The sequence below is a fragment of the Methylophaga frappieri genome (assembly GCF_000260965.1).
Lineage (GTDB): Bacteria > Pseudomonadota > Gammaproteobacteria > Nitrosococcales > Methylophagaceae > Methylophaga > Methylophaga frappieri.
Genome location: NC_017856.1, coordinates 283,884 through 305,957 on the forward strand (window position 1 = coordinate 283,884; position 22,074 = coordinate 305,957).

Genomic DNA, 22,074 nt, shown 5'->3' on the forward strand with positions numbered 1-22,074 from the left:
TCACAATGTATTATCGCGCTCAAGCAGGACAACCGCATGTGCGGCAATCCCTTCTTCACGCCCAGTAAAGCCCAGTTTTTCTGTTGTCGTGGCTTTGATATTGACTGCATCGATCATCAAGTGCATGTCTTCTGAAAGCAGTTCTCGCATTTGCGGAATAAAGGGCGATAATCTCGGTTGTTGTGCGATGATGGTGCTATCAATATTGGCGACCTGCCAGCCCAGTTGATGAATATCCGCGATGACTCTGCGCAATAAAATTCGACTATCAATGCCAGCATAGTCCATATCATTATCAGGAAAATGGTGGCCGATATCCCAACGCCCTGCTGCACCGAGAATAGCATCACAGATAGCGTGAATCAGAACATCCCCATCCGAATGCGCTTCGAGTCCCATAGTATGAGGAATATGGATGCCACCAAGAATCAGCGGTGTATCCGCTTTAAATCGATGTACGTCATACCCATGACCAATTCTCATGCCAGTTGATCTCCTTGTCGTTGCAGGTAGAGTGCCGCTAACTCCAAATCCTGCGGCAAGGTAATTTTGAGGTTATCTGCGTGTCCCTCAACCATCTTAGGTTGAAAGCCGGCATATTCCATTGCACTTGCTTCATCAGTCACCTGACATTGCGCATCAATCGTTTGTTGTAACGCTTGTAATAAATGCTTCAAGTGAAACATTTGTGGAGTCGCCGCACGCCATAAATTATCACGATTGACCGTTTCCAGAATACGATGATTATCATTGACGCGTTTGACGGTTTCCGTCATTGGAATCCCTAAAATCCCACCTACCGGATCCTCAGCCAGTTGCGTCAGCATGCGGTCAATGTCTGTGTGGCGTAAACAGGGTCTCGCCGCATCGTGCACTAAAACCCACGGATCATCGTCCGTTAGTTGACGTAAATAAAATAACGCATTGAAAACCGAATCTGAACGCTGAGAGCCACCGGTCGCCAGATAAACGGGCCAGTCATCTGGCAACATCAGGTCTGACCAAAATGGATCCTGTTCAGCCACAGCCACAATGACACCTTGAATTTTCGGATGACTTATCAAACGCTCCAAGGTGTGTCTGATAACGGGTTTCCCTAGTAACGGCAAATATTGCTTTGGGCGATCAGCCCGCATTCTGCTGCCATTACCAGCAGCAGGGACGACCGCCCAAACCGACTTACTCATCCGTTTCAGGTTCGATAATGTGAAAAAATGTCTCACCCGACTGAATCATACCGAGTTCACTGCGAGCCCGCTCTTCAAGCGCATCCAGTCCACTTTTTAGATCACCGACTTCCGCGGACAAAACCGTATTTCGCTCACGTAACACCTGATTATCCTGACGTTGCTTTTCCACTGCATGATGCAGTCTTAACAACGACGGCAAACTGTCATGGCTGACCCAGAGACGATATTGCAATACCACCATAATGGCGATCAGCAAAATCATCACCGGTTTCATCTTAACGCCTGATCAGCGTCGAAACGCTTGCATGCCGGGGTAGATGGCACTACCACCCAGTTCCGCTTCGATGCGCAATAACTGATTGTATTTAGCAATACGATCTGAACGAGACAATGAGCCAGTTTTAATTTGACCACATTGGCTGGCGACCGCCAGATCGGCAATAAACGTATCCTCGGTTTCCCCACTGCGATGCGAAATTATCGCGCCAAATTTTGCCGATGCCGCCATTTCGATGGCGTTCATAGTTTCAGTTAAGGTGCCAATTTGATTGAGCTTGATCAGAATGGCGTTACCAATTTTCTGCTCAATGCCACGCTGTAAAATTTGGGTATTGGTCACAAATAAATCGTCACCAACCAGCTGTACTTCTGCGCCGATTTTATCAGTCAGGTATTGCCAGCCGGTCCAATCATTCTCATCCATGCCATCTTCGATGCTGACGATGGGATATTTTTTCACCCAATCCGCCAGCAAGTCACCCATCTGTTCATGATTTAGGCGTTTATTTTCAGAAGCCAGATAATATTCACCCGCTTGATGAAACTCTGAACTCGCGACATCCAGTGCCAGCATAATATCGCTACCAGCTTTATAACCCGCGTTATCAATCGCTTGCAGGATTAATTCAATCGCTTCTTCATTGGATTTCAAATCAGGAGCAAAGCCACCTTCGTCACCAACAGCCGTATTCAGGCCTTTTTTGTTGAGCACCGATTTCAAGGCATGAAATACTTCAGTACCGGCTCTTAATGCTTCAGAAAAACTGGGCAGGCCAGCCGGAATAATCATAAATTCCTGAAAATCAACACTGTTATCTGCATGCGAACCGCCATTGACGATATTCATCATTGGCACGGGTAAAGTGCGGGCATTATCGCCACCCAAATGACGATATAACGGAAGCCCCTTTTCGTCAGCCGCAGCAACCGCATTGGCGAGTGATACTGACAACAAGGCGTTGGCACCGAGACGTTGTTTATTGGCAGAACCATCTGTATCAATTAACTTCTGATCCAAACCAACCTGATCATCGCTGTCCATGCCGACCACGGCAGCACGAAGCTCATTATTGACGGCAGCGACCGCTTTGGTGACTCCTTTACCGAGGTAACGCTGTTCATCACCATCACGAAGTTCGACGGCTTCACGTTCACCGGTTGAGGCGCCAGAAGGCACGGCAGCACGGCCCATTGCCCCACTGGCCAAAATAACATCTGCCTCAACTGTCGGGTTACCACGCGAGTCCAGAATCTCACGCGCCTGCACATCGATAATTTTGCTCATTTTCTTCTCCATCCATTGCGGTGCGCTGCACTCGCTTAATTATAAGTAGGCGTCTTCGATAAAATCGTTTTGTTTTACCACCTGATCAATCTGCTGCAGTGTTTCCAGTAACGCTGACAATTGACCCAGCGGCCACGAATTTGGCCCATCACTTAATGCTTTTTCCGGATCCGGATGCGTTTCCATGAAAATGCCTGCAATGCCGCTGGCCATCGCAGCACGAGCCAAAACGGGAACAAACTGACGTTGTCCGCCACTCATACCACCTTGACCACCCGGCTGCTGAACAGAGTGCGTTGCATCGTATACCACGGGGCAGTCCATCTGGCGCATTGTCGCGAGTCCACGCATATCTGAAATCAGCGTATTGTAGCCAAATGACGTTCCTCTCTCGCAAAGCATGATCTGCTGATTACCAGTGGACTTGGCTTTTTCTGCCACATGAATCATATCCCATGGCGCAAGAAACTGGCCTTTTTTGATATTCACTGGCAGCCCCTGCTTGGCTACATTGACAATGAAATTGGTTTGTCGACACAAAAATGCCGGGGTTTGCAGCACATCCACCACACTTGCAACTTCATTCAACGGCGTGTCTTCATGAACATCCGTAATGACCGGCAAATTATAGTGTTGCTTTACTTTTTCAAGGATTTTCAAGCCAGCTTCGACACCCGGTCCACGATAACTTTGCGTTGAAGTACGATTGGCCTTATCGAATGAGGATTTATAGATAAACGGGATGCCCAGCTTGTCCGTCATTTCTTTCAATTGACCTGCGACATCCATGGTCATTTGTTCACTTTCAATAACGCAGGTGCCTGCTATCAAAAAAAATGGCTGGTCATTACCCGCTTCAAAACCACATAACTCCATGCCTAACTACCTCGTTTTTGACGTTGTTGGCTGGCCGCACGAATAAATCCTTCAAATAAAGGATGGCCATGACGCGGCGTTGAAGTAAATTCTGGATGGAACTGACAAGCCACAAACCAGGGGTGTCCGGGAATCTCTATCATTTCTGCCAGGTTGTTATCACGCGACATTCCTGAAAAAACCAAACCCGCCTGCTCCAGTTGCTGCTTGTAGTTATTATTAAACTCATAGCGATGACGATGACGTTCAACGATTTCTGGTTTGCCATATATCTCGCGTGCTTTACTACCCTCAGCCAATGAACAGTGATACCCACCCAAGCGCATGGTACCACCCAGATCTGAATCGGCATCGCGCTGCTCGGTACTACCATCTGTATTTTGCCATTCGGTAATCAGACCAATCACCGGATGGGGTGTCTGCATGTCAAATTCGGTGCTAAAGGCGTTGTCGAGTCCGGCCTTGTGTCGGGCATATTCGATAACCGCTACCTGCATGCCTAAACAAATACCGAGATACGGCACTTGTTGTTCGCGGGCAAACTGGGCGGTCTGAATCATGCCTTCCACACCCCGCTTACCAAAGCCACCCGGCACTAAAACCGCATCCATGTTGGCGATGCAATCCGTTCCGCTTTTCTCAATCTGTTCCGAGTCAACGTAATGCACATTCACTTTGGTGCGCGTGTGAATACCCGCATGAATCAACGATTCGGACAAAGATTTATAGGCTTCAGTCAGCTCCATGTATTTGCCAACCATGGCAATATTAACTTCGCCTTCCGGATTACTAAGACTTTCATGGACCTTTTGCCATTGACTCAGATCCGCTGGTTGAGCATCGATGGATAAATGTTTTACGACAATATCGTCAAGTCCTTGTCGATGCAGCTCCATCGGAATTTTATAGATGCTATCCACATCTTTGGCAGTAATCACCGATCTTTCTGGCACGTTGGTGAACAGGGCAATTTTACGGCGCTCTGATTCAGGCAAATCCCGATCCATCCGGCATAACAGTACGTCTGGCTGAATACCAATGGTCCGCAGTTCCTTAACCGAGTGTTGCGTCGGTTTGGTTTTGATTTCACCCGCTGAATTGATGTATGGAACTAGCGTCAAATGAATAAATAAGGCGCGATCCCTTTCCAACTCAGTGGCCATTTGGCGAATGGTTTCCAGAAAAGGCAGAGATTCGATGTCACCGACCGTGCCACCTATTTCAATAAGTGCCACATCCGCATCACCTGCGCCTTCGTAAATACAGCGTTTAATTTCATCCGTAATATGCGGTATGACCTGCACCGTATTGCCCAAATATTCGCCGCGACGTTCTTTACGAATCACATTTTCGTAAATCTGGCCTGTCGTGTGATTATTACGACTGGTCATATTTGCATCGATGAAACGCTCATAATGGCCCAGATCAAGATCTGTCTCCGCGCCATCATCCGTGACAAAAACTTCACCATGTTGCAAAGGACTCATCGTGCCAGGATCCACATTAATGTAGGGATCCAGCTTAACTAATGTCACTTTCAGACCACGCGCTTCGAGGATAGCTGCCAATGATGCGGCTGCGATTCCTTTTCCAAGGGATGACACAACACCACCAGTGACAAAAATAAATTTAGTCATATCGGAGATTTCAGTTTTTTCAGACAGGCCAGAATGGCAGCAGTAAATAAGTTGAATAAAGTATCAGAATTGCCCAAATCGCTCAATTAAAATCCTGTGCTGTTGCCGGCAAAACGGTCGGCCACCAGCCTGACTCTGTTGATGTCGCGCAGACTACTTCACTCACAGCATAATCGGCTACTGCAATCAGTTCGGTATCAGCAAACACGAGTGGCATCTCCGATCGCTGCCATGGCGGCACTTGCCATTGCTGTAAACAAATCTTTAAACGTTGGTGATGCGCATGACCAGCCAAACGGATGCGCTCTCCGCCTTGTCGACACTTCAGAACCAGTCCGTTATCAAACACATTTGCGCGTATTCCAGCACCTTGACGGCTTTGCCATTCGAGTTTGCGACCATCGGGAAGCACCACTGATTCGGGACGATGCAAAGTGACTTGCCAATTTTGCGGCATTGGCATTTTATCATCGACAAAATAGAGCGCATCAGAAAATCGTCTCACCGTCACACCGGATAAAGCCAATAACGGCATGGCATCCTGCTGAGCAAGACACATGGTATTTAGTAAATAGTCCAACTGCGTTTGACTGGGCATAGATACCCCCAGCTGATAGGCCATCCAGCGTAATAAATTTTTCTGTCTCGGTACCGGCAACTGCAACAATGGCGTGATGGGTAAGCGCGACTGCTGCCAATCTATGTTAATAACTTTCGCATCGACTTGGGCAACCTCATCAAGAATTTGTTGCGCTTCTGCCAAATGAGCGGCACTTCGACTTAGAGTTTGATGCACTGATCGCCAACGTGCAGAGAGCATCGGAAAAACTTGTTTTCTTAGATAATTTCGTTGAAACCGTAAATTTGCGTTACTGGGATCTGTCACCCAGTCCAAATGATGCTGTTGCGCATAGGCATGTAATTGATGGCGATCGACACTTAAAAACGGCCGTAAAATGGCGATTTTTTGCCATTTTCCAAGGTTTCCCATGCCAGACAGGCCCCGCACGCCGGCACCACGTAGTAATTGCAACATCAGCGTTTCGGCCTGATCTTGGCAATGATGTGCTGTTATTAACTGCGCGCCATCGCCAATATGCTGAGAAATCGCCTGATAACGGGCGTCACGTGCTGCCGCTTCAAGACCCTTCTCTGCGCTATCACTGACCTCGATTGTGAGCAAGGTAAAGGGCAAATCATAACTTGCCGCAAAGGACTGACAATGAATCGCCCATTGCGTCGCCGCATCTTGTAATTGATGGTTGACGTGAATTAAGTGCAGCGGACCAGGTAAGTCAGCGGCATGCTGACAAAGAAAATGGCTGAGCACGATTGAATCCATGCCACCGCTAAATCCTACCCATAAAGTCTGTCCAGCCGGTCTGCATTGAAGTTGTGCCAATACCGGCTGTGGATCAAACATTGACTCTCGGATTACTCTTCAAATGCCCCGTATTCCATCAGGCGTTTTTGACGACGTTTGACCAAATCCTCAACTGGCATGGCCTGCAATTGCGTAAGCTTTCCGGCAATCGCTTTTCTCAGGTTCGTTACCATCAATTCCATATTTCGATGCGCACCACCTAGTGGCTCCGCGATGACATCATCAATTAATGACAGTGATTTCAAGCGATCTGACGTCACGCCAAGGGTCGCAGCTGCATCAGGTGCTTTTTCTGCACTTTTCCACAATATCGACGCGCAGCCTTCAGGAGAAATCACTGAATAAATGCTGTACTGCAACATTTGCAGATGATCTGCCACACCAACTGCCAGCGCACCACCCGAGCCGCCTTCACCAATAACCGTACTGATAATAGGTGTTTTCAGCTGTGCCATTTCGAAAAGATTCCGGGCAATTGCTTCACTTTGTCCTCGCTCTTCAGCACCAATACCAGGATAGGCACCAGGCGTGTCAATAAAGGTCAGAACGGGCAGCTTAAAACGCTCAGCCAACTTCATTACCCGTAGTGCTTTTCGATAGCCTTCGGGGCGCGGCATGCCAAAGTTTCTCGCTACTTTTTCTTTGGTATCTCGTCCTTTCTGGTGACCAATGACAATGACCGCTTGACCGTTGAATCGCCCCATCCCGGTTACTAATGCTGGATCATCAGCAAAGGCACGATCACCATGTAACTCTTCAAAATCGGTAATCATGTGTTTAATGTAATCCAGCGTATAAGGTCGCTGCGGGTGTCTGGCCATTTGCGTCACCTGCCAAGGCGTCAGGTTGGCGAAGATGGATTTGGTCAGTGACTCACTTTTTTCTTTAAGTTTCTGAATTTCATCGGTGATATTCAGATCGGTGTCATTGCTCATGTAGCGCAATTCGTCGATTTTAGCTTCCAGTTCCGCAATAGGTTGTTCGTAATCAAGGAAGTTTAACTGCATTACAAAAAGGCCTGTCCTTAAAAAATTGGATTAATTATACACGTTAACGGCCGAGTTCCCTCAGCTCAGAATCAGTTCATTGTCCACATCTTTATCATCGTGGCTGGCATTGAGTCGAATTTCCAAACTCAAGTCGTTACGTGAATCAGCGTTGCGCAGAGCTTCTTCTTCGCTGATTTTACCGTCCTGATAGAGTTTAAGCAGCGCTTGATCAAAGGTAATGGTGCCAGGTTCACTGCTTTCTTTCATGGCTTCTTTAATACCGGAAATATTGCCTTTGGCGATCAGTTCCGAAATATAGGGGCTGCTTAACATCACCTCTACCGCAGGCATCAAGAGATCATCATTCCCCAGTATTAAACGCTGCGAAATAATTGCCCGCAAATTTAATGACAAATCAGTGAGTAGCTGCCGATGCATGACTTCCGGGAAAAAGTTCAGAATTCGATCCAGTGCCTGATTTGCATTATTCGCATGTAATGTTGCCAAGCATAAATGGCCTGTCTCTGCGTAATTTATTGCGTGCTTCATGGTTTCCATGTCACGCACCTCACCAATCAAAATGACATCAGGCGCTTCACGTAAGGCATTTTTCAAGGCATTTTCGTAAGATAAGGTATCAATGCCAACTTCGCGCTGTTGAACGATGGATTTTTGATGATTGTGAACAAACTCTAACGGATCTTCAATCGTCAGAATATGACTATTACTATGCTGATTTCGATAGCCAATCATCGCAGCAAGCGACGTCGACTTACCACTACCCGTTGAGCCGACAACTAAAATCAGGCCACGCTTTTCCATCACGACTTTACCTAAAACCGGCGGCAGGTTCATTTCAGCAAAGTCAGGAATATGTGTCCGGATATAACGAATCACCATTGAGGTTTCGCCACGCTGTTTGAAGACATTTACCCGAAACCTCCCAACACCGGAGAGTGGCACGGCAAAATTCATTTCGAGCGTGGTTTCAAATTCCGTAATTTGTGGCTCATTCATGAGCGAATAAGCCATCTCTTTTACATCGCCGGGAGCGAGATTTTTGCTGCCCACAGGACGAATGACGCCCTGAATTTTGATTTGGGGTGTGGTGCCGGTACAAAAAAACAAGTCTGATGCCTGTTTATCTGCCATCAGCCTCAAGTAAGGAGTCATATCCACGTTGTTCATTCCATCGTCAGCCATCACTTTTTCCGGCATTCAAGCTTAGCAGAAGCCCCGCCCATTACGCCATGTAAACCGTCTTTAATAACGTACCAGAACTTGCGCGCAATCAGCCAAATCGCCAAGCGATTTAAGTAAGGTATCCGTGGGCGTGATTTGCCAATCATCTCCTAGGCGCAACATCACTTCCGCCTCCTGATTTCGATATTGCAATTCCAACGGCATTACTCCACCCGCAAATGGCGCAATTAAGCCCTGTAATTGACTAATCCATTGCGGATCAGCCGGCGGCGAAATGTGCAATTGCAACGCCTTACCATACAGTTCCCGCGCTTTTTGCATGTCATAGACTGCCTCTGCAGTCGCCGCCAATCCACCTGTAAAGTTGTCTTGGCCAATCTTACCCTTAATAACCACCAGTTTGTCCGGTTGAATGACTTGCTGATATTGTTCATACACATCGGCAAAAACACGTACTTCAAGTCGTGCTGTCTGATCATCAAGGGTGATAAACGCCATCCGGCTTCCGCTTTTGGATTTCATTGTGCGAATCGCTACGATAAGGCCTGCCGTCAGCACGGGCTTTTCGTTACGTTGATAGCCTTTAGACTCAGGTGCATCTAGATCAGCGATTTGTTTGGGAATGAACAGAGCCAATTCATTTTTAAAACGATTAATAGGATGCCCACTCAAGTACAAGCCAAGGGTTTCTTTTTCGGCCTGAAGCAGGTGTTCTTCTGACCAAGCAGGAACCGTATCCAGCGTCTCGGTTTGTGTGCCATGATGCGACTCGGCTGCCGACAGCCCAAATAGATCATTTTGACCGCTATCCTGATCACGCCGATGCTGTTCTGCAATTTGCAGTGCCCTGGTCAAACTGGCTTCCAGACTAGCCCGATCACCACCCAGAGAGTCAAAAGCCCCTGCTTTCACGAGAGACTCCATAACGCGTCGATTGATTTTTTTCAGCTCGACTCGCCGGCAAAAATCAAACAAAGATTCAAAAGCCTTTCCTTGAGCGCGTTCCGCCACAATCCCTGCCAGCGCCGACTCTCCTACCCCTTTAATCGCACCCAGTCCATAGCGAATGGTCTGCGTATCTTCAACGGTAAACTGGATCTGACTGAAATTCACATCTGGTGGCAGTACATTGAGTCCCATATCGCGACACTCATCAATCAACCCCACGACTTTATCGGTATTATCCATATCCGCCGATAAAACCGCTGCCATAAATGCCGATGGATAGTGTGCTTTTAACCAGGCGGTCTGATAGGCCACCAGCGCATAGGCTGCAGAGTGAGATTTATTAAAGCCATATTCAGCAAACTTTTCCATCAAGTCAAAGATGGGTTCTGCCTGCTCTTTACCAATATCACGCTGCTCTGCCCCGGCGAGAAATATTTGCCGTTGCTTGGCCATTTCTTCCGGCTTTTTCTTACCCATAGCACGGCGCAGCATATCCGCACCGCCCAGACTATAGCCCGCCAACACCTGGGCAATCTGCATTACCTGTTCTTGATAGACAATGACGCCATAGGTCGGTTTAAGGACAGGCTCAAGGTCTGGATGCGGATAATCGACCTTGGCACGACCATGTTTGCGGTTAACGAAATCATCGACCATCCCCGATTGAAGCGGCCCTGGCCGAAACAAGGCAACTAACGCAATAATATCCTCAAAGTTATCCGGTTGCAGTCGTTTAACCAGCTCTTTCATACCTCGAGATTCAAGCTGAAAGACAGCGGTAGTCTCGCAGCGTTTTAATAAGGCATATGTCGCTTTATCATCCAGCGGTAAACGGGCAATATCAATCGTGTCTTGTTCGGCTGGCAACAGTTTTTTGGCATTCTCTACCGCCCAATCAATCACGGTGAGTGTTTTCAAGCCAAGAAAGTCAAACTTCACCAACCCGACACTTTCCACATCATCTTTATCGTACTGCGAGACCAATCCCGCCCCGTTATGCTCACAATAAAGTGGTGTGTAGTCAGTCAGAGTTTTAGGCGCAATCACGACCCCACCGGCATGCTTGCCGACATTGCGTGTCAGCCCTTCCAGTTGCAGGGCCAGATCAATCAAGGTTCGGACTTCTTCTTCCTGATCGTAACGCGCTTTTAACTGTGGCTCTTGTGCCAAGGCTTTGGTCAGAGTCATTTTGAGCTCAAATGGCACGAGTTTGGCCAGTTGATCCACAAATCCATAGGGATGTCCCAGTACCCTGCCCACATCACGTAGAACAGCTTTGGCGGCCATGGTGCCATAAGTAATGATCTGTGAGACGTGGTCTCTACCATAACGTTGTGAAACGTATTCAATTACCCGATCCCGACCATCCATGCAGAAATCCACATCGAAATCGGGTAACGACACCCGTTCGGGGTTCAAGAATCGTTCAAAAAGTAAGTCATAAGCGAGTGGATCAAGATCTGTAATATCCAGTGCGTAAGCAACCAGTGACCCTGCCCCTGACCCCCGACCCGGTCCAACGGGGACCCCGTTGTTTTTTGCCCATTGAATGAAATCGGCAACGATCAGGAAGTAGCCGGGAAAGCCCATCTCATTGATAACATCCAGCTCTGTTTGCAAACGTTCGGCATATCTTGAGTACGCGGCCTGACGTGCGTTCTCATCCGGAAACAATACAGCCAGACGCCGATCCAGGCCACGGTAAGATTCTTCCGAGAAAAACTGTTCTATGGTTAATCCCTCTGGTACCGGGAAATCTGGCAGATAATGCTCACCCAAGGTCAGCTCCACACTGCATCGCTTCGCAATTTCAACAGTGTTGGTCAAGGCTTCTGGTATATCAGAAAACAAGGTTGCCATTTCTTCCGGACTACGCAGATATTGCTGATCTGAATACAAACGCGGACGCCGAGGATCATCAAGCAAACGACCTTCATGGATACAGACTTTCGCCTCATGTGCTTCAAACTGGTCTGGCGTTAAAAAACGAACATCGTTACTGGCAACAACAGGCAAATCCAGATGGCGAGCGAGCGCCAATGCGCCCTGATTAAATCGCTCCTCATCGTCACGACCAGTGCGGGTCAACTCCAGGTAAAATCGTTCTGGAAACAATGACGTCCATATTTCTGCCTGACTAACTACATCAGCTTCACGTTGACTTAAAATGGCGCGACCGAGGAGCCCGTCCCGTCCGCCGCTCAGGCAAATCAGTCCGTCGGTTTGTCCGTCAAGCCAAGACATTTGCAACATAGGCACACCGAGCTGTTGGCCCTCAATATAGGCTTGGGAGAGTAATCTGGACAGATTGTGATAGCCGGTCATGTTCATGCATAACAAAACAAAACGCAGGCTTTTCTTACTGTCACTCGGATCCGCAAGACGCAAATCCGCGCCAAGAATGGGCTTAATTCCCGCTTGCAGGGCCGCAGAATACAGTTTGACTGCGGCAAACAAATTATGTTGATCGGTGATGGCCACGGCCGGCATGCCAGCGGCTGCGGTAGCTGACACAAGTGGTTTGACCCGAACCAGTCCATCGATCAAGGAATAATCAGTGTGTAAATGCAGGTGAACAAACTCTGACATGGTCTCGGAAATCAATTAAAACAAAAGTGAAATCATAGCACTCCAGCGTCATTATCACGCTGGACAAATTCCCAAAAAAACTTAAACCAGTGTTCGTTGGGGCTCGGCAGGCGGATGTAGATCCGTCATGAGATTGACCGCCTGTTGCCACTCAGTACTGGCTTGCAATGACTGCCAGGACTGAGGATGACGACCATGCAGGCGAAGTAACCTCATCTGTCTCAACGGATCTGGTGCACACTGTAATCCATCAAGCACCTGAGCGGCTGCAGTCGGATCATTACACACCAATGCCATATCGCAGCCCGCAGCCAAAGCTGCTTCAGCTCGAGCCAGCACATCACCCGCAATCGCAGCGCCATTCATGCTTAAATCATCGCTGAAGACTGCGCCCTGAAAGCCAATTTTTTTGCGTAATACATCCTGAATCCAATAACGCGAAAAACCGGCAGGTTGTGTATCACAGTCTCGATAAACAATATGCGCAGGCATGACGCCCGCCAGAACTGGACTTAACCGCCGAAACGGCACCATATCCTGCTGCCATAAGGTATCGAATGGACGTTCATCAATGGGCAACCCTTGATGCGAATCCACCGTCACGGCACCATGACCAGGAAAGTGTTTGCCGACCGCTGACATCCATGCCGCTTTCAAACCTTGAACAAAAGCGCCGGCAAGCTTACTGGCAGCATCGGGATCCGGATGAAAGCTGCGATCACCGATAACCTCACTGACGCCGTAATCGAGATCCAGAACTGGGGCAAAACTGAAATCAACACCGACTGCTCGTAATTCTGCCGCCATTAACCAACCAGCCGTTTGCGCCAGTTTTAACGCATGCTGTGGATGCGCCAACAAATGTTTACCAATCGCGGCCATCGGTGGTAGCCGGGTAAACCCATCACGAAACCGTTGTACCCGTCCGCCTTCATGATCTACCGCAATCAACAAATGTGGTTGTCGCAATGCATGGATTTGGTCGGTCAAGGCCGCTATCTGTTCCGGAGACTGGTAATTCCGCGTAAACAAAATGACACCGCCGACCAAAGGATGTTGTAGCCTTTCTTTTTCCTCAGCGGTCAACGCCGTCCCGGCAATATCCAACATCAGCGGCCCAAGTGACATCATATTTTTCTACTCTTCAATTAATACCGGTAACCCGGTAAAGACCTGATCAAACAAGGTCAGTAATGATTGATTATGCATACGAATACAACCATGGGAGTGAGGGCTACCCATAGGCTCGGTATCGGGCGTGCCGTGGATGTAGATATAACGCCGCATCGTATCCACGTCTCCCAAACGATTTTTCCCCGGCTCAGTACCACTTAGCCATAGGATTCGAGTTAATATCCAGTCACGCTCAGGCGCAAGCTGTCCCAATTCTGGAGAATAAATTTCCCCCGTTGGCCGTCTACCCCGAAAAACAGAATTTTTAGGTAAACCAGCCCCTATCTTGGCGCGGATGATATGCCAGCCGCGAGGTGTGCAACCTGAACCATTTTTTTCACCCGGACCTTTTGCCGCCGTGGATACAGCTGCAGAAAATACCAATTTATCTTGCAGCCACAATTGACAGTGTTGTTGGCTTAAATCGATATACAGATAATCTGGTTGTTCAGACATGAAACGAATACGGCGGCAAAGAAACAATTGCCGATACGATACCAAAGCCAAGCGCGTATCGCGATACTCTCGTCGACGCTTTACCTAATCAAGGATATTTCGTGAAGCGATGAAACCTCGATACCATTTGGAGAAAACCCAATTAATTTTTACGATTTCCCAACCATTGATAGGGCAGAAAAATAAGCGCAACCAACAAAAAAGCGATGCCAGACAACCATGCATACAAATCATAATCAATGGTTATAGAGCGCGTTTTAGCATGAGAACGCATCGTTTTGTACAAGCGCTCGGGACTCTGAGGTGAAGAGGTAAAACCAAATCCGACACGAGAGGCCAGTGTTTCCAGATGACTCGTTTTTTGAGAAGATAAATGCTCAGTTCGCGGTTTTCGGGCGTTGGCATCAGCCATATCACCACGACTGGAAGCATAAACATCAACATGCATCACATCATTAACGTCCCAAACGCCATCAATGACACCTTGTTCATTGGTTTTGGGTATCGGCAATAAATCTTTTCCTCCAACACCAACTATTACACCGGGTATCTCACCTGGCGTCCCCTGGAATTTAGGAAATAAACTTTCATGAACTGGTGGTGACTCATGCCCATCCGTCATAAAAATAATGGTCGGCTTTGGTGTAATCTCGTTTGCCTGACGAATAGCCGTGTATATGGCTTTTGAAACTTCGCTTGAACGCACCCAAGCCATTGAAGGTTCAATCGTATTTAACATCTGCATCAAATCGTTGTAATTACGGCAGACCTCTACCGGGTTCATTAAGATTAACGCTCGCGCCTCACTAAAAATCGCCAAGCCTGCATGTGCGCCACAAGGCATTTCCAGAAAGACTCGCCGCGTAAACTCTTTCGCCCAAACCAGACGACTCACTTTTTCACCGTCTAAAACAGCATCCTCAACGTTCATACTATCGGTTACATCAAGTACGAATAACCCATCCATTATATCGACATCACTTGGTACAGAAGGTAGCCACAGTGCTGCAGCAACAAGGCCTAGAGCAACCAACATGAATAAGGCTGTTAATCCAATTCTTAAACGATAGCTAATTGTCATGGTAAATCTATCTTAAAAGCTTTACTTTCGATCGAGCGTTGGCTGCTAATTTCATTTTTTTCAAAATCACTTTCCAAGTCAGGATCTTCAGGTACTATTCTTAATGCTACTTCGAGGTTATACCGCGCCTCCCAAAGGTCCGCATTTAGTTGCAAAGCTGACCGGTAATCTTGTTTCGCCAATTCAATCAAAGGAAGCAAGCGGCCATCCGCCGAACTCATTGAAAGTGCCTTGCGCAAATTAATATTTCCACGGTTGTAATAAACTTCAGGCAAAGCCTGATAGTTTGAAAAACCTAATGCCAGTGTCAGATTCTCCAACGCTTTTTCCGTTTCCATGTCTTTAACTAATTGAGCCGCTTTGGCGGAATAGGCTCTCGGGTTATCCGGTGTCGCCTCATGGAGACTGGGGTCCGCGATATAACGGTTAAGTTGCTCCTGTTGCCAACCTAACGCTGCCGTACTGATTAACCAAACCACGCTAGCGATAATGACAAAAATTAACATCCAATGTACGAAACTCAGTACTTTACTCATGCGCTTTCTGGACCCCCCAATAACTATATGTGTGCGATGCCGCCAAAATTAATAACGCAAACAGTGCTAACCATAAAAAAACGTCACTTTTTGGCTCATGTGGCAAGGTTTCTTGAACCAGCAAAGGCTGATACTGTTGGCGATCAATTTCATCCAGCGCGTCAGCAAAGCTCTTTAATGAGCCTGCCTCAAAGGCTCGATAAGGCACGTCTATAGATTGAAAAAAATCGTGTAGTTTTCTCTCTGGTATATCACTCCAAAGCGCACTTTCTCCTGGCTTTGGCTCTAAAGACATTTCAACGCGTGATTTGAGGTATATCCAATAAATGCTTAGGTTTTCCTGCTGATATAGTGCCGCAATTTCTGTTTTGGCTTGCTCACTGAGCTGTTGCCCACCATCAGAAACTAATAAAACAATTCGTGAACCACGATACGTTTGGTTCTCAAACATTTTGGCTGAACTTAATAAAGCATCAGCCATGTTTGTGTCTGATAATCCTTTCCCAAGAGCATTAGCGGCTATTGTGGCAAGCGTAGCGTCTTTACTGTAGGTGAGAGGTAGTAAATTAACGGATTTAGTGCTGAAGAAAACGAAACCAAAACGGTCATCTGGTCGCTTGCGAACAAACTCGGTCAGGTAATCTTTCGCTATCCGACGCTTTGAGTTATCCCCTCCCACGCTTACCGCAGCCGCTTGCGTTTTCACGGCAAAAGGATCATCCATGCTTCGACTTCGATCCAGTAACAGGACAATCTCAGCGCCTTCACCTAACCGTTCTACTTTTTTTTCTGGCACTTCTGGCGCGGCTAAAGCCAGCAGTAAGCTAGCCATCGCTAGTGTTGTCATACTTTTTAAGAAAATACTGATAAACCGTGAAACAGGATCATTGGGAACCAAAGATACCCAGGCAACCGTTTTATCAAGATTATGATTAAACCAAGGGAGAAGCGCTAACGGTAAAAGTAATAACCAATACGCAGCATCCCACTGTAATCCGAACAGCATCATGCCAATTTCTCCCGACGACGGCAGTCCTTAGCTAATTGGTGCAATGCATTAAAATTCTGTTGTTCGGCTTGCTTATCACTAAAAAAATGCGCCGAGGAATCAGTAAAAAACTGGCTTATTTCTGCATGAAGAGGGCGTAACCAAGGACATTTCTGCCATAGCGTCTCCAGATTACTTACCACAAGGACACGATCTGCACTTTGATTAAAAGCAGCATGCAGTATTCGACTGGCCTCTTCCGTATCTGACTGACCAAACCACCGTAGTTTATTCAACGCAAAAACAGCATGCGCAAAAGGTAAGCGGCGTCTTGGCCTTAAGCCTATGTGCCAAGCGACATAAATCAACAAACTCGCTAATAGGACCCCAGCAGCCAACCAGCTATTACGAACCCAAGACTGCTCGTTAATCATGGTGGTCGCTATATCCGGTTGTGAAACAAAAACGCCATCACTGTTAAGCGCATTTTCTGGTAAAAAGGAACCGATTTGGACAGTAGCGCCGGTTACCGCTATCAACTCACCGCTCAAGGTTCTCAACTCGAAACTTGGCGTCAGCACCTCACGGTGATTAGCTGGAACGTTCACGACCTGAAGTGCCATGATCAATTGACTTTCTTTCAAGTCACTTTCTTTCAAGTAAAACCAGTCACCATGCCGCTTTTGTCGTTGCGGTAAACTCCTTTCGTCAACCGTAACATTTTCTGGAAGCGCAATCTTTAACGTCAAATTATCGCCGATCAAGAGACCAATTTGACGTTCGGCCGTCGTTGTTGCTGTTAATTCGTATTGAATCTGACCAGCGTCATTTGCTGACAACGTTGTTGTGAGTATGAAACCAATAAAGACTATGGCAAAACGCATTTTTTTGGATTCCTAAGACTTTTTCATAGCAAAAAAATATGCCGTAAGCTGTTGTGGCGACACGGTATCTCGAACATAAAGTGGTTTGAATTGATACCGCCTAAAGCAGGCATCCAACTTGGCAAAATGTGACATGCGTTGATTTAGCCAACGCTTGCGCAAACTTGGTCTCATCCACACACTATGTCGCTGACCCGTTTCCGCATCCCGTGTTTCTGTCCACCCGGCATGAGAAGGAAACAGATCTACGTCATCGTGCTGCCATACAATTGGGATAACCGTAAAATGTGCCAATTTACGTAAAGTCCGTTCTACCAACGACACATCACAGCAAAAATCCGATACTAAAAATACCAGGGCGCGCTTGCTATTAATGACCCCAGCAGCATTCAACATGCCCTCTGCACCAGGCTTCAACGCTTGATTCGACCTAAGAATTTTGTCTGCTGCAAATGCTGGCATACTGCGTTGTCTGGTGGGCATAATTGAGACATCCTGTCTCCACACATGGTCAAACCCGGTCATAGCGAACTGATCGCCCAAACCAATAGCACTGTAAGCAATCATTTGCGCCAACTCTGCCAGACGTTTTTTATTTGCTGTGGCTAAAACCATTGATTGACTCATGTCCGCTAACAACCACAAGGTAATTGAGGATCGTTGCTGATAACGGCGAACCAACCAACGATGCTGGTCATGTTGCGTTGAGTCTATGGCTTGACTACGAATACTCGCCCGTAAATCCAGTCGTCGCGGATCTGGATAATCAAACAAGTCGGCAAAACCCGCGAACCGATCTCCGCTTCCCATCGCTGAACCGCTATGTGCGCCAGGAATATGACCAAACACTTTATCCGGAAACCGATAGAAAAATTCCTGCATCGGCAGGTTTGATGGCTTTGTCACCATGATTTAAGGTGTCGCAATTTTATCGCGCAAAGCTGTTACGAATTCCGGCATGATTTGTTCGCGCCGACTTTCATATACTGGCGTTAAAAATACGCGATGGGTCATGGTAGGAAGCAAGACGGCATGAATATCATCAGGTAAAACATGCTCACGACCGGCCAACCAAGCGCATACTTTAGCGGCTCTTACCATAGCGGACATACCTCGTACGCTTGCACCTGCGACAACCAAATCTTCAATAAATATATCGGCCATTTCAATGCCATACTGATGCGGCTGCCAACTTGCATCCCAAAGTTTCACCACATAGTTTTCAATTTCAGTTGAAACATAAATAGATTTTTGAATGAGTCGATCAACCTCATTGAGCGCCTTGTAATCTACTAACGCCGGCTCTATGTTTTCTAGTAATTGATTTACGTCATGGAAAGCAGGATCAAAAATCAGCTTGCGACGTTGCGCATCATCTCGTGGCCGACTAATGCTAATTTCAAACAAAAAACGATCCCGCGCCGCGGCGCTGAGTTCAAACGTCTCTTCTTTTTCTACTGCATTCCGATCAGCAAAAACGACCATATGCGGGAAAAGATATTCTTTACCAAACGCCTCAACACTCCGTTCTGCCATTGCACGAAGCAATAATGATTGGACCTGAGGGCGAGCACGATTAATTTCATTAAAGAAAAACACGGCCGTTTCTTCGCCATGCGCAATCAGTGGTCCCGGATCGATGACAGGTTTGCCATCTGCATCTACCCACGCACTATAGAGTAAATCATTAGGCATTAAGTCAACACTGCCTTCGATGCGACCAAAGGCACCGCCTAATGCGCGTGAAAATGCACGTAAAATGGTTGTTTTACCAACACCGACTCCCCCTTCAAGCAATACATGTCCTCGCGCATGCAGGGCCACCATGATTAATCGAACCGCTTCCTCCTGCCCAATCACCACTTGATTTATGGCCTGCTCAAGCGATAACGCTTGCTGCCTTGCTGATTCAAGTTGTTGCAAACCGATCATGAATACTCCCTACCCTTTCATTTTGATAATTCCAGTCAATTAATTTATTGACCAAGCGTATTTCAAAAAACTGATACCAACCCAAGTAAAGCCAATGGTCGTAATGACAAAGCTGATTGCCGAAAAAATCTTCCAACGCACTTTATTCCAAAACTCTGGATCGAATGCTGCTATGACAAAAATGGTGGGATTCGTAAAACCACCTACGGCAACACACCAACATGCAACACTAGCCAACTCAATCCCCGCCCCTTTTGCCGCACCATAAAAACCCAGGCTGAATAATGCCATTAAGGCATAATCAACATGCGCTCTAATCATGGTTTTATAGTCAACTAAAAAATCCCCATCAATACCCTGTATGGGAAACCATCTCGCAAAGGTCATCAGCCACGCTGATAAAATCAATGCGGCCATCATCGCAACAGCACCTATCAATAACACTGACATCACGCTCTCCTTGTTTATGTTGAGTGCGTTATTGAATAGGACATTGTGTGTAATAACACCTGATATCTGCCTGCCAGTCTCGGGCAAATTTCCCGCAATGTAAATATATACTTTCCTAGATCACCGCAACCTTTTAGACTGAACGAATGTTTCACTCGCATTTTTAGACGGCAATGAATCTACAACGTCAGCTGTTGATTCGCATGGTATTTATCGCATTACTCTGCGTATTTGGTAGCGGTTATTTCGTGCTCTACCAAACGAATCAGCAAGCTTTATTTGAAGCAAAAGAAACCGCTAAAAGAGTTGAACATCAATTCAAAAATCAGTTGCTGGAAATGTTTCAACGTTATGACTTCAATCGTTCATTTCCAGATCAAGCCTTATGGCAACAGATCAAAAGTGTGCCGGGATCCTGCATACAATTTTTATCGCGTACACAAAGCCGGGAAAGGAATCTCTGTAACGCCGCACTAAGCGAAATAAAGTTTCCATACTGGTTTGGCAAGCTGTACCAACACTTTTTTCGACCGGTTGATGAAGTCAGACAACCGGTCAGCTTTAATGCCATACAATACGGTATCGTTTTGGTTACTTTAAATTCACAGCTAGAAACCACCCGGGCATGGAAAAATTTACGTGCTGTCACTGGCGTGATGACCGTGACTTTATTGATCCTGTGTTTGTTTATTTTTTTAGTTTTTCAACGTCTGCTTCGTCCGGCCAAACAAATTGTCAACGGCCTCGAAAAAATGCGCGAAGGTCAACTCCATTATCAGTTACCAGATTTTGAGATCAATGAGTGGAAACAAACCAGTTCAGCCATTAATGCTCTCGCCAAAAGCCAGCTCGATATTCTGCGTGAAAATAGGCGCTTAACATTAAAGCTGATGAATACTCAGGAGGATGAACGCCGCTATATCGCTCGTGAGCTTCATGATGAATTTGCCCAATGTTTAGCTGGCATTAATGCAACCACAGCAAGTATGCGAATGAGTGTCAAAGATAGTTCGTCATCAATTCGCGCCGAGTTAGATAGTATCAACCAAATCACTGAACACATGATGACAGCGCTCAGAAGTTTATTAATACGACTTAGGCCTGTCGAAGTGGATGAAATCGGTTTACGGGCAAGCCTGCAAAAACTAATTAAAAGCTGGCAACAACGTAGCGTTGATCAAATTGAGATAAAGTTACTTCTCTCTGCAAATCTTGAAGAACTCCCAGATCCCTTACCCATAAACATCTACCGAATCATTCAGGAAGCATTAACCAACATTGCCAAGCACGCCAATGCAACACAAGTCGATATTGTCATCGACCAAACCTTGGATCAACAGCTATCAATGGTCATCAAAGACAATGGACAAAATGTTCAAGCAGACATACAGCCAGGAATGGGCTTACTTGGTATAAATGAACGTGTTGATGCATTAGGTGGCACAAGTAAAGTTTTTTGTGACACTGACGGCGGATTTATAATGCATATAACACTCCCGCTACATCAATTGCAGGAGACGCCATGAGCCCCATTCGCATCCTTTTAATAGATGATCATGCCATCGTGCGAGAAGGTTACCGAGCTTTATTAGAAAAACAGCCACAATTTCATGTTGTTGCTGAAGCCGACAATGCGCAAAAAGCGTATCAGCTTTTTCAATCCATTCATCCCGATATTGTCATTCTGGATATTTCGCTTCCAGGCCAAAGTGGTTTAGAAGCAATAAAACGTATCCGGCAGTTTGATAATAACGCGCGTGTCATTGTTTTCAGTATGCATCAAAATCCAAGCTTTGCTATCCAAGCAACAAGGGCTGGTGCATTAGGTTACATAACGAAAAGTAGCGATCCAACCCTACTCATTCGAAGTATTTTTGACGTCCTAGAAAATAAGGTCAGTCTTAGTCCTGATATTGCACAAGCACTCGCAATAGAAAAGTTGGGACATAACCAGATGAGGCTTGACGACCTGACAGTGAGAGAGTTTGAGATTTTACGTTTGCTTTTAGAGGCGCGGCCTCATCATCAAATTGGCGAAATGCTGAATATCAGCACTAAAACTGTTTCAAATGCCCATTACATCATTAAGCGAAAACTTGATGTAAATAGCGATATTGAACTTACCCGCCTCGCCATTCGCATGAGGCTATTAGACCTTCGCGAATTAATTAACGAGGCAGATGAGTCCAACTAG

21 protein-coding genes are annotated in these 22,074 nt (G+C 46.6%); 2 read left to right on the forward strand and 19 right to left on the reverse strand.

Annotated elements, in window-relative coordinates; translation table 11 throughout:
- The 19 genes from ispF to Q7C_RS01465 form a co-directional block, all read right to left on the reverse strand.
- Entirely contained in the window at window positions 1-483 is a 483-nt protein-coding gene (gene ispF / locus Q7C_RS01375; RefSeq protein ID WP_014702915.1) for a 2-C-methyl-D-erythritol 2,4-cyclodiphosphate synthase, read from the reverse strand.
- Window positions 480-1,187: a 2-C-methyl-D-erythritol 4-phosphate cytidylyltransferase gene (gene ispD / locus Q7C_RS01380; RefSeq protein ID WP_014702916.1), complete on the reverse strand. Its 708-nt coding sequence runs from the start codon at window positions 1,185-1,187 to the stop codon at window positions 480-482. The genes ispF and ispD overlap by 4 nt, the downstream gene beginning before the upstream one ends.
- The gene (ftsB, locus tag Q7C_RS01385; RefSeq protein WP_014702917.1) at window positions 1,180-1,464 is read right to left on the reverse strand and encodes a cell division protein FtsB; all 285 of its coding nucleotides are present in this window, start codon (window positions 1,462-1,464) and stop codon (window positions 1,180-1,182) included. Before ftsB ends, ispD begins: the two co-directional genes overlap by 8 nt.
- Before the next feature lie 12 nt (window positions 1,465-1,476).
- Complete coding sequence (eno, locus tag Q7C_RS01390; RefSeq protein ID WP_014702918.1) at window positions 1,477-2,754, reverse strand: phosphopyruvate hydratase; 1,278 nt, start codon at window positions 2,752-2,754, stop codon at window positions 1,477-1,479.
- A 39-nt stretch (window positions 2,755-2,793) separates the two neighbouring features.
- Complete coding sequence (gene kdsA / locus Q7C_RS01395) at window positions 2,794-3,630, reverse strand: 3-deoxy-8-phosphooctulonate synthase (RefSeq protein ID WP_014702919.1); 837 nt, start codon at window positions 3,628-3,630, stop codon at window positions 2,794-2,796.
- Window positions 3,631-3,632: 2 nt separating this feature from the next.
- On the reverse strand, window positions 3,633-5,267 hold the full coding sequence (locus Q7C_RS01400; RefSeq protein WP_014702920.1) for a CTP synthase: 1,635 nt from the start codon (window positions 5,265-5,267) through the stop codon (window positions 3,633-3,635).
- An 82-nt stretch (window positions 5,268-5,349) separates the two neighbouring features.
- The gene (gene tilS / locus Q7C_RS01405) at window positions 5,350-6,690 is read right to left on the reverse strand and encodes a tRNA lysidine(34) synthetase TilS (protein WP_014702921.1); all 1,341 of its coding nucleotides are present in this window, start codon (window positions 6,688-6,690) and stop codon (window positions 5,350-5,352) included.
- 11 nt (window positions 6,691-6,701) lie between these two features.
- On the reverse strand, window positions 6,702-7,658 hold the full coding sequence (locus Q7C_RS01410; RefSeq protein ID WP_014702922.1) for an acetyl-CoA carboxylase carboxyltransferase subunit alpha: 957 nt from the start codon (window positions 7,656-7,658) through the stop codon (window positions 6,702-6,704).
- A 60-nt stretch (window positions 7,659-7,718) separates the two neighbouring features.
- Entirely contained in the window at window positions 7,719-8,819 is a 1,101-nt protein-coding gene (locus Q7C_RS01415) for a PilT/PilU family type 4a pilus ATPase (RefSeq protein ID WP_041366812.1), read from the reverse strand.
- 84 nt (window positions 8,820-8,903) lie between these two features.
- Entirely contained in the window at window positions 8,904-12,380 is a 3,477-nt protein-coding gene (gene dnaE, locus Q7C_RS01420; RefSeq protein WP_014702924.1) for a DNA polymerase III subunit alpha, read from the reverse strand.
- An 81-nt stretch (window positions 12,381-12,461) separates the two neighbouring features.
- Window positions 12,462-13,508 carry a beta-N-acetylhexosaminidase gene (gene nagZ, locus Q7C_RS01425; RefSeq protein WP_050954415.1) on the reverse strand — a complete coding sequence of 349 codons (1,047 nt, stop codon included), beginning with the start codon at window positions 13,506-13,508 and terminating at the stop codon, window positions 12,462-12,464.
- Between the two features lie 9 nt (window positions 13,509-13,517).
- On the reverse strand, window positions 13,518-14,009 hold the full coding sequence (locus Q7C_RS01430; protein ID WP_014702926.1) for a L,D-transpeptidase: 492 nt from the start codon (window positions 14,007-14,009) through the stop codon (window positions 13,518-13,520).
- A gap of 142 nt (window positions 14,010-14,151) precedes the next feature.
- Window positions 14,152-15,090: a VWA domain-containing protein gene (locus Q7C_RS01435; protein WP_041366356.1), complete on the reverse strand. Its 939-nt coding sequence runs from the start codon at window positions 15,088-15,090 to the stop codon at window positions 14,152-14,154.
- Window positions 15,087-15,626, reverse strand: a complete 540-nt coding sequence (locus Q7C_RS01440; protein ID WP_041366358.1) for an MxaK-like protein — start codon at window positions 15,624-15,626, stop codon at window positions 15,087-15,089. The genes Q7C_RS01435 and Q7C_RS01440 overlap by 4 nt, the downstream gene beginning before the upstream one ends.
- Window positions 15,619-16,635 carry a vWA domain-containing protein gene (locus Q7C_RS01445; protein ID WP_014702929.1) on the reverse strand — a complete coding sequence of 339 codons (1,017 nt, stop codon included), beginning with the start codon at window positions 16,633-16,635 and terminating at the stop codon, window positions 15,619-15,621. Before Q7C_RS01445 ends, Q7C_RS01440 begins: the two co-directional genes overlap by 8 nt.
- Complete coding sequence (locus Q7C_RS01450; RefSeq protein WP_014702930.1) at window positions 16,632-17,498, reverse strand: hypothetical protein; 867 nt, start codon at window positions 17,496-17,498, stop codon at window positions 16,632-16,634. The genes Q7C_RS01445 and Q7C_RS01450 overlap by 4 nt, the downstream gene beginning before the upstream one ends.
- A gap of 12 nt (window positions 17,499-17,510) precedes the next feature.
- Window positions 17,511-18,407 carry a DUF58 domain-containing protein gene (locus tag Q7C_RS01455; RefSeq protein ID WP_014702931.1) on the reverse strand — a complete coding sequence of 299 codons (897 nt, stop codon included), beginning with the start codon at window positions 18,405-18,407 and terminating at the stop codon, window positions 17,511-17,513.
- 3 nt (window positions 18,408-18,410) lie between these two features.
- Entirely contained in the window at window positions 18,411-19,430 is a 1,020-nt protein-coding gene (locus Q7C_RS01460; RefSeq protein WP_014702932.1) for an AAA family ATPase, read from the reverse strand.
- 39 nt (window positions 19,431-19,469) lie between these two features.
- Window positions 19,470-19,880 (reverse strand): hypothetical protein, encoded by a 411-nt coding sequence (locus Q7C_RS01465; protein ID WP_014702933.1) that lies wholly within the window; start codon window positions 19,878-19,880, stop codon window positions 19,470-19,472.
- Between the two features lie 173 nt (window positions 19,881-20,053).
- Here Q7C_RS01465 and Q7C_RS01470 point away from each other — a divergent pair, with 173 nt between their 5' ends.
- Together Q7C_RS01470 and Q7C_RS01475 are read left to right on the forward strand one after the other, a co-directional pair.
- Window positions 20,054-21,406, forward strand: coding sequence for a sensor histidine kinase (locus Q7C_RS01470; RefSeq protein ID WP_014702934.1), 1,353 nt, complete (start codon window positions 20,054-20,056; stop codon window positions 21,404-21,406).
- On the forward strand, window positions 21,403-22,074 hold the full coding sequence (locus tag Q7C_RS01475; protein ID WP_014702935.1) for a response regulator: 672 nt from the start codon (window positions 21,403-21,405) through the stop codon (window positions 22,072-22,074). Before Q7C_RS01470 ends, Q7C_RS01475 begins: the two co-directional genes overlap by 4 nt.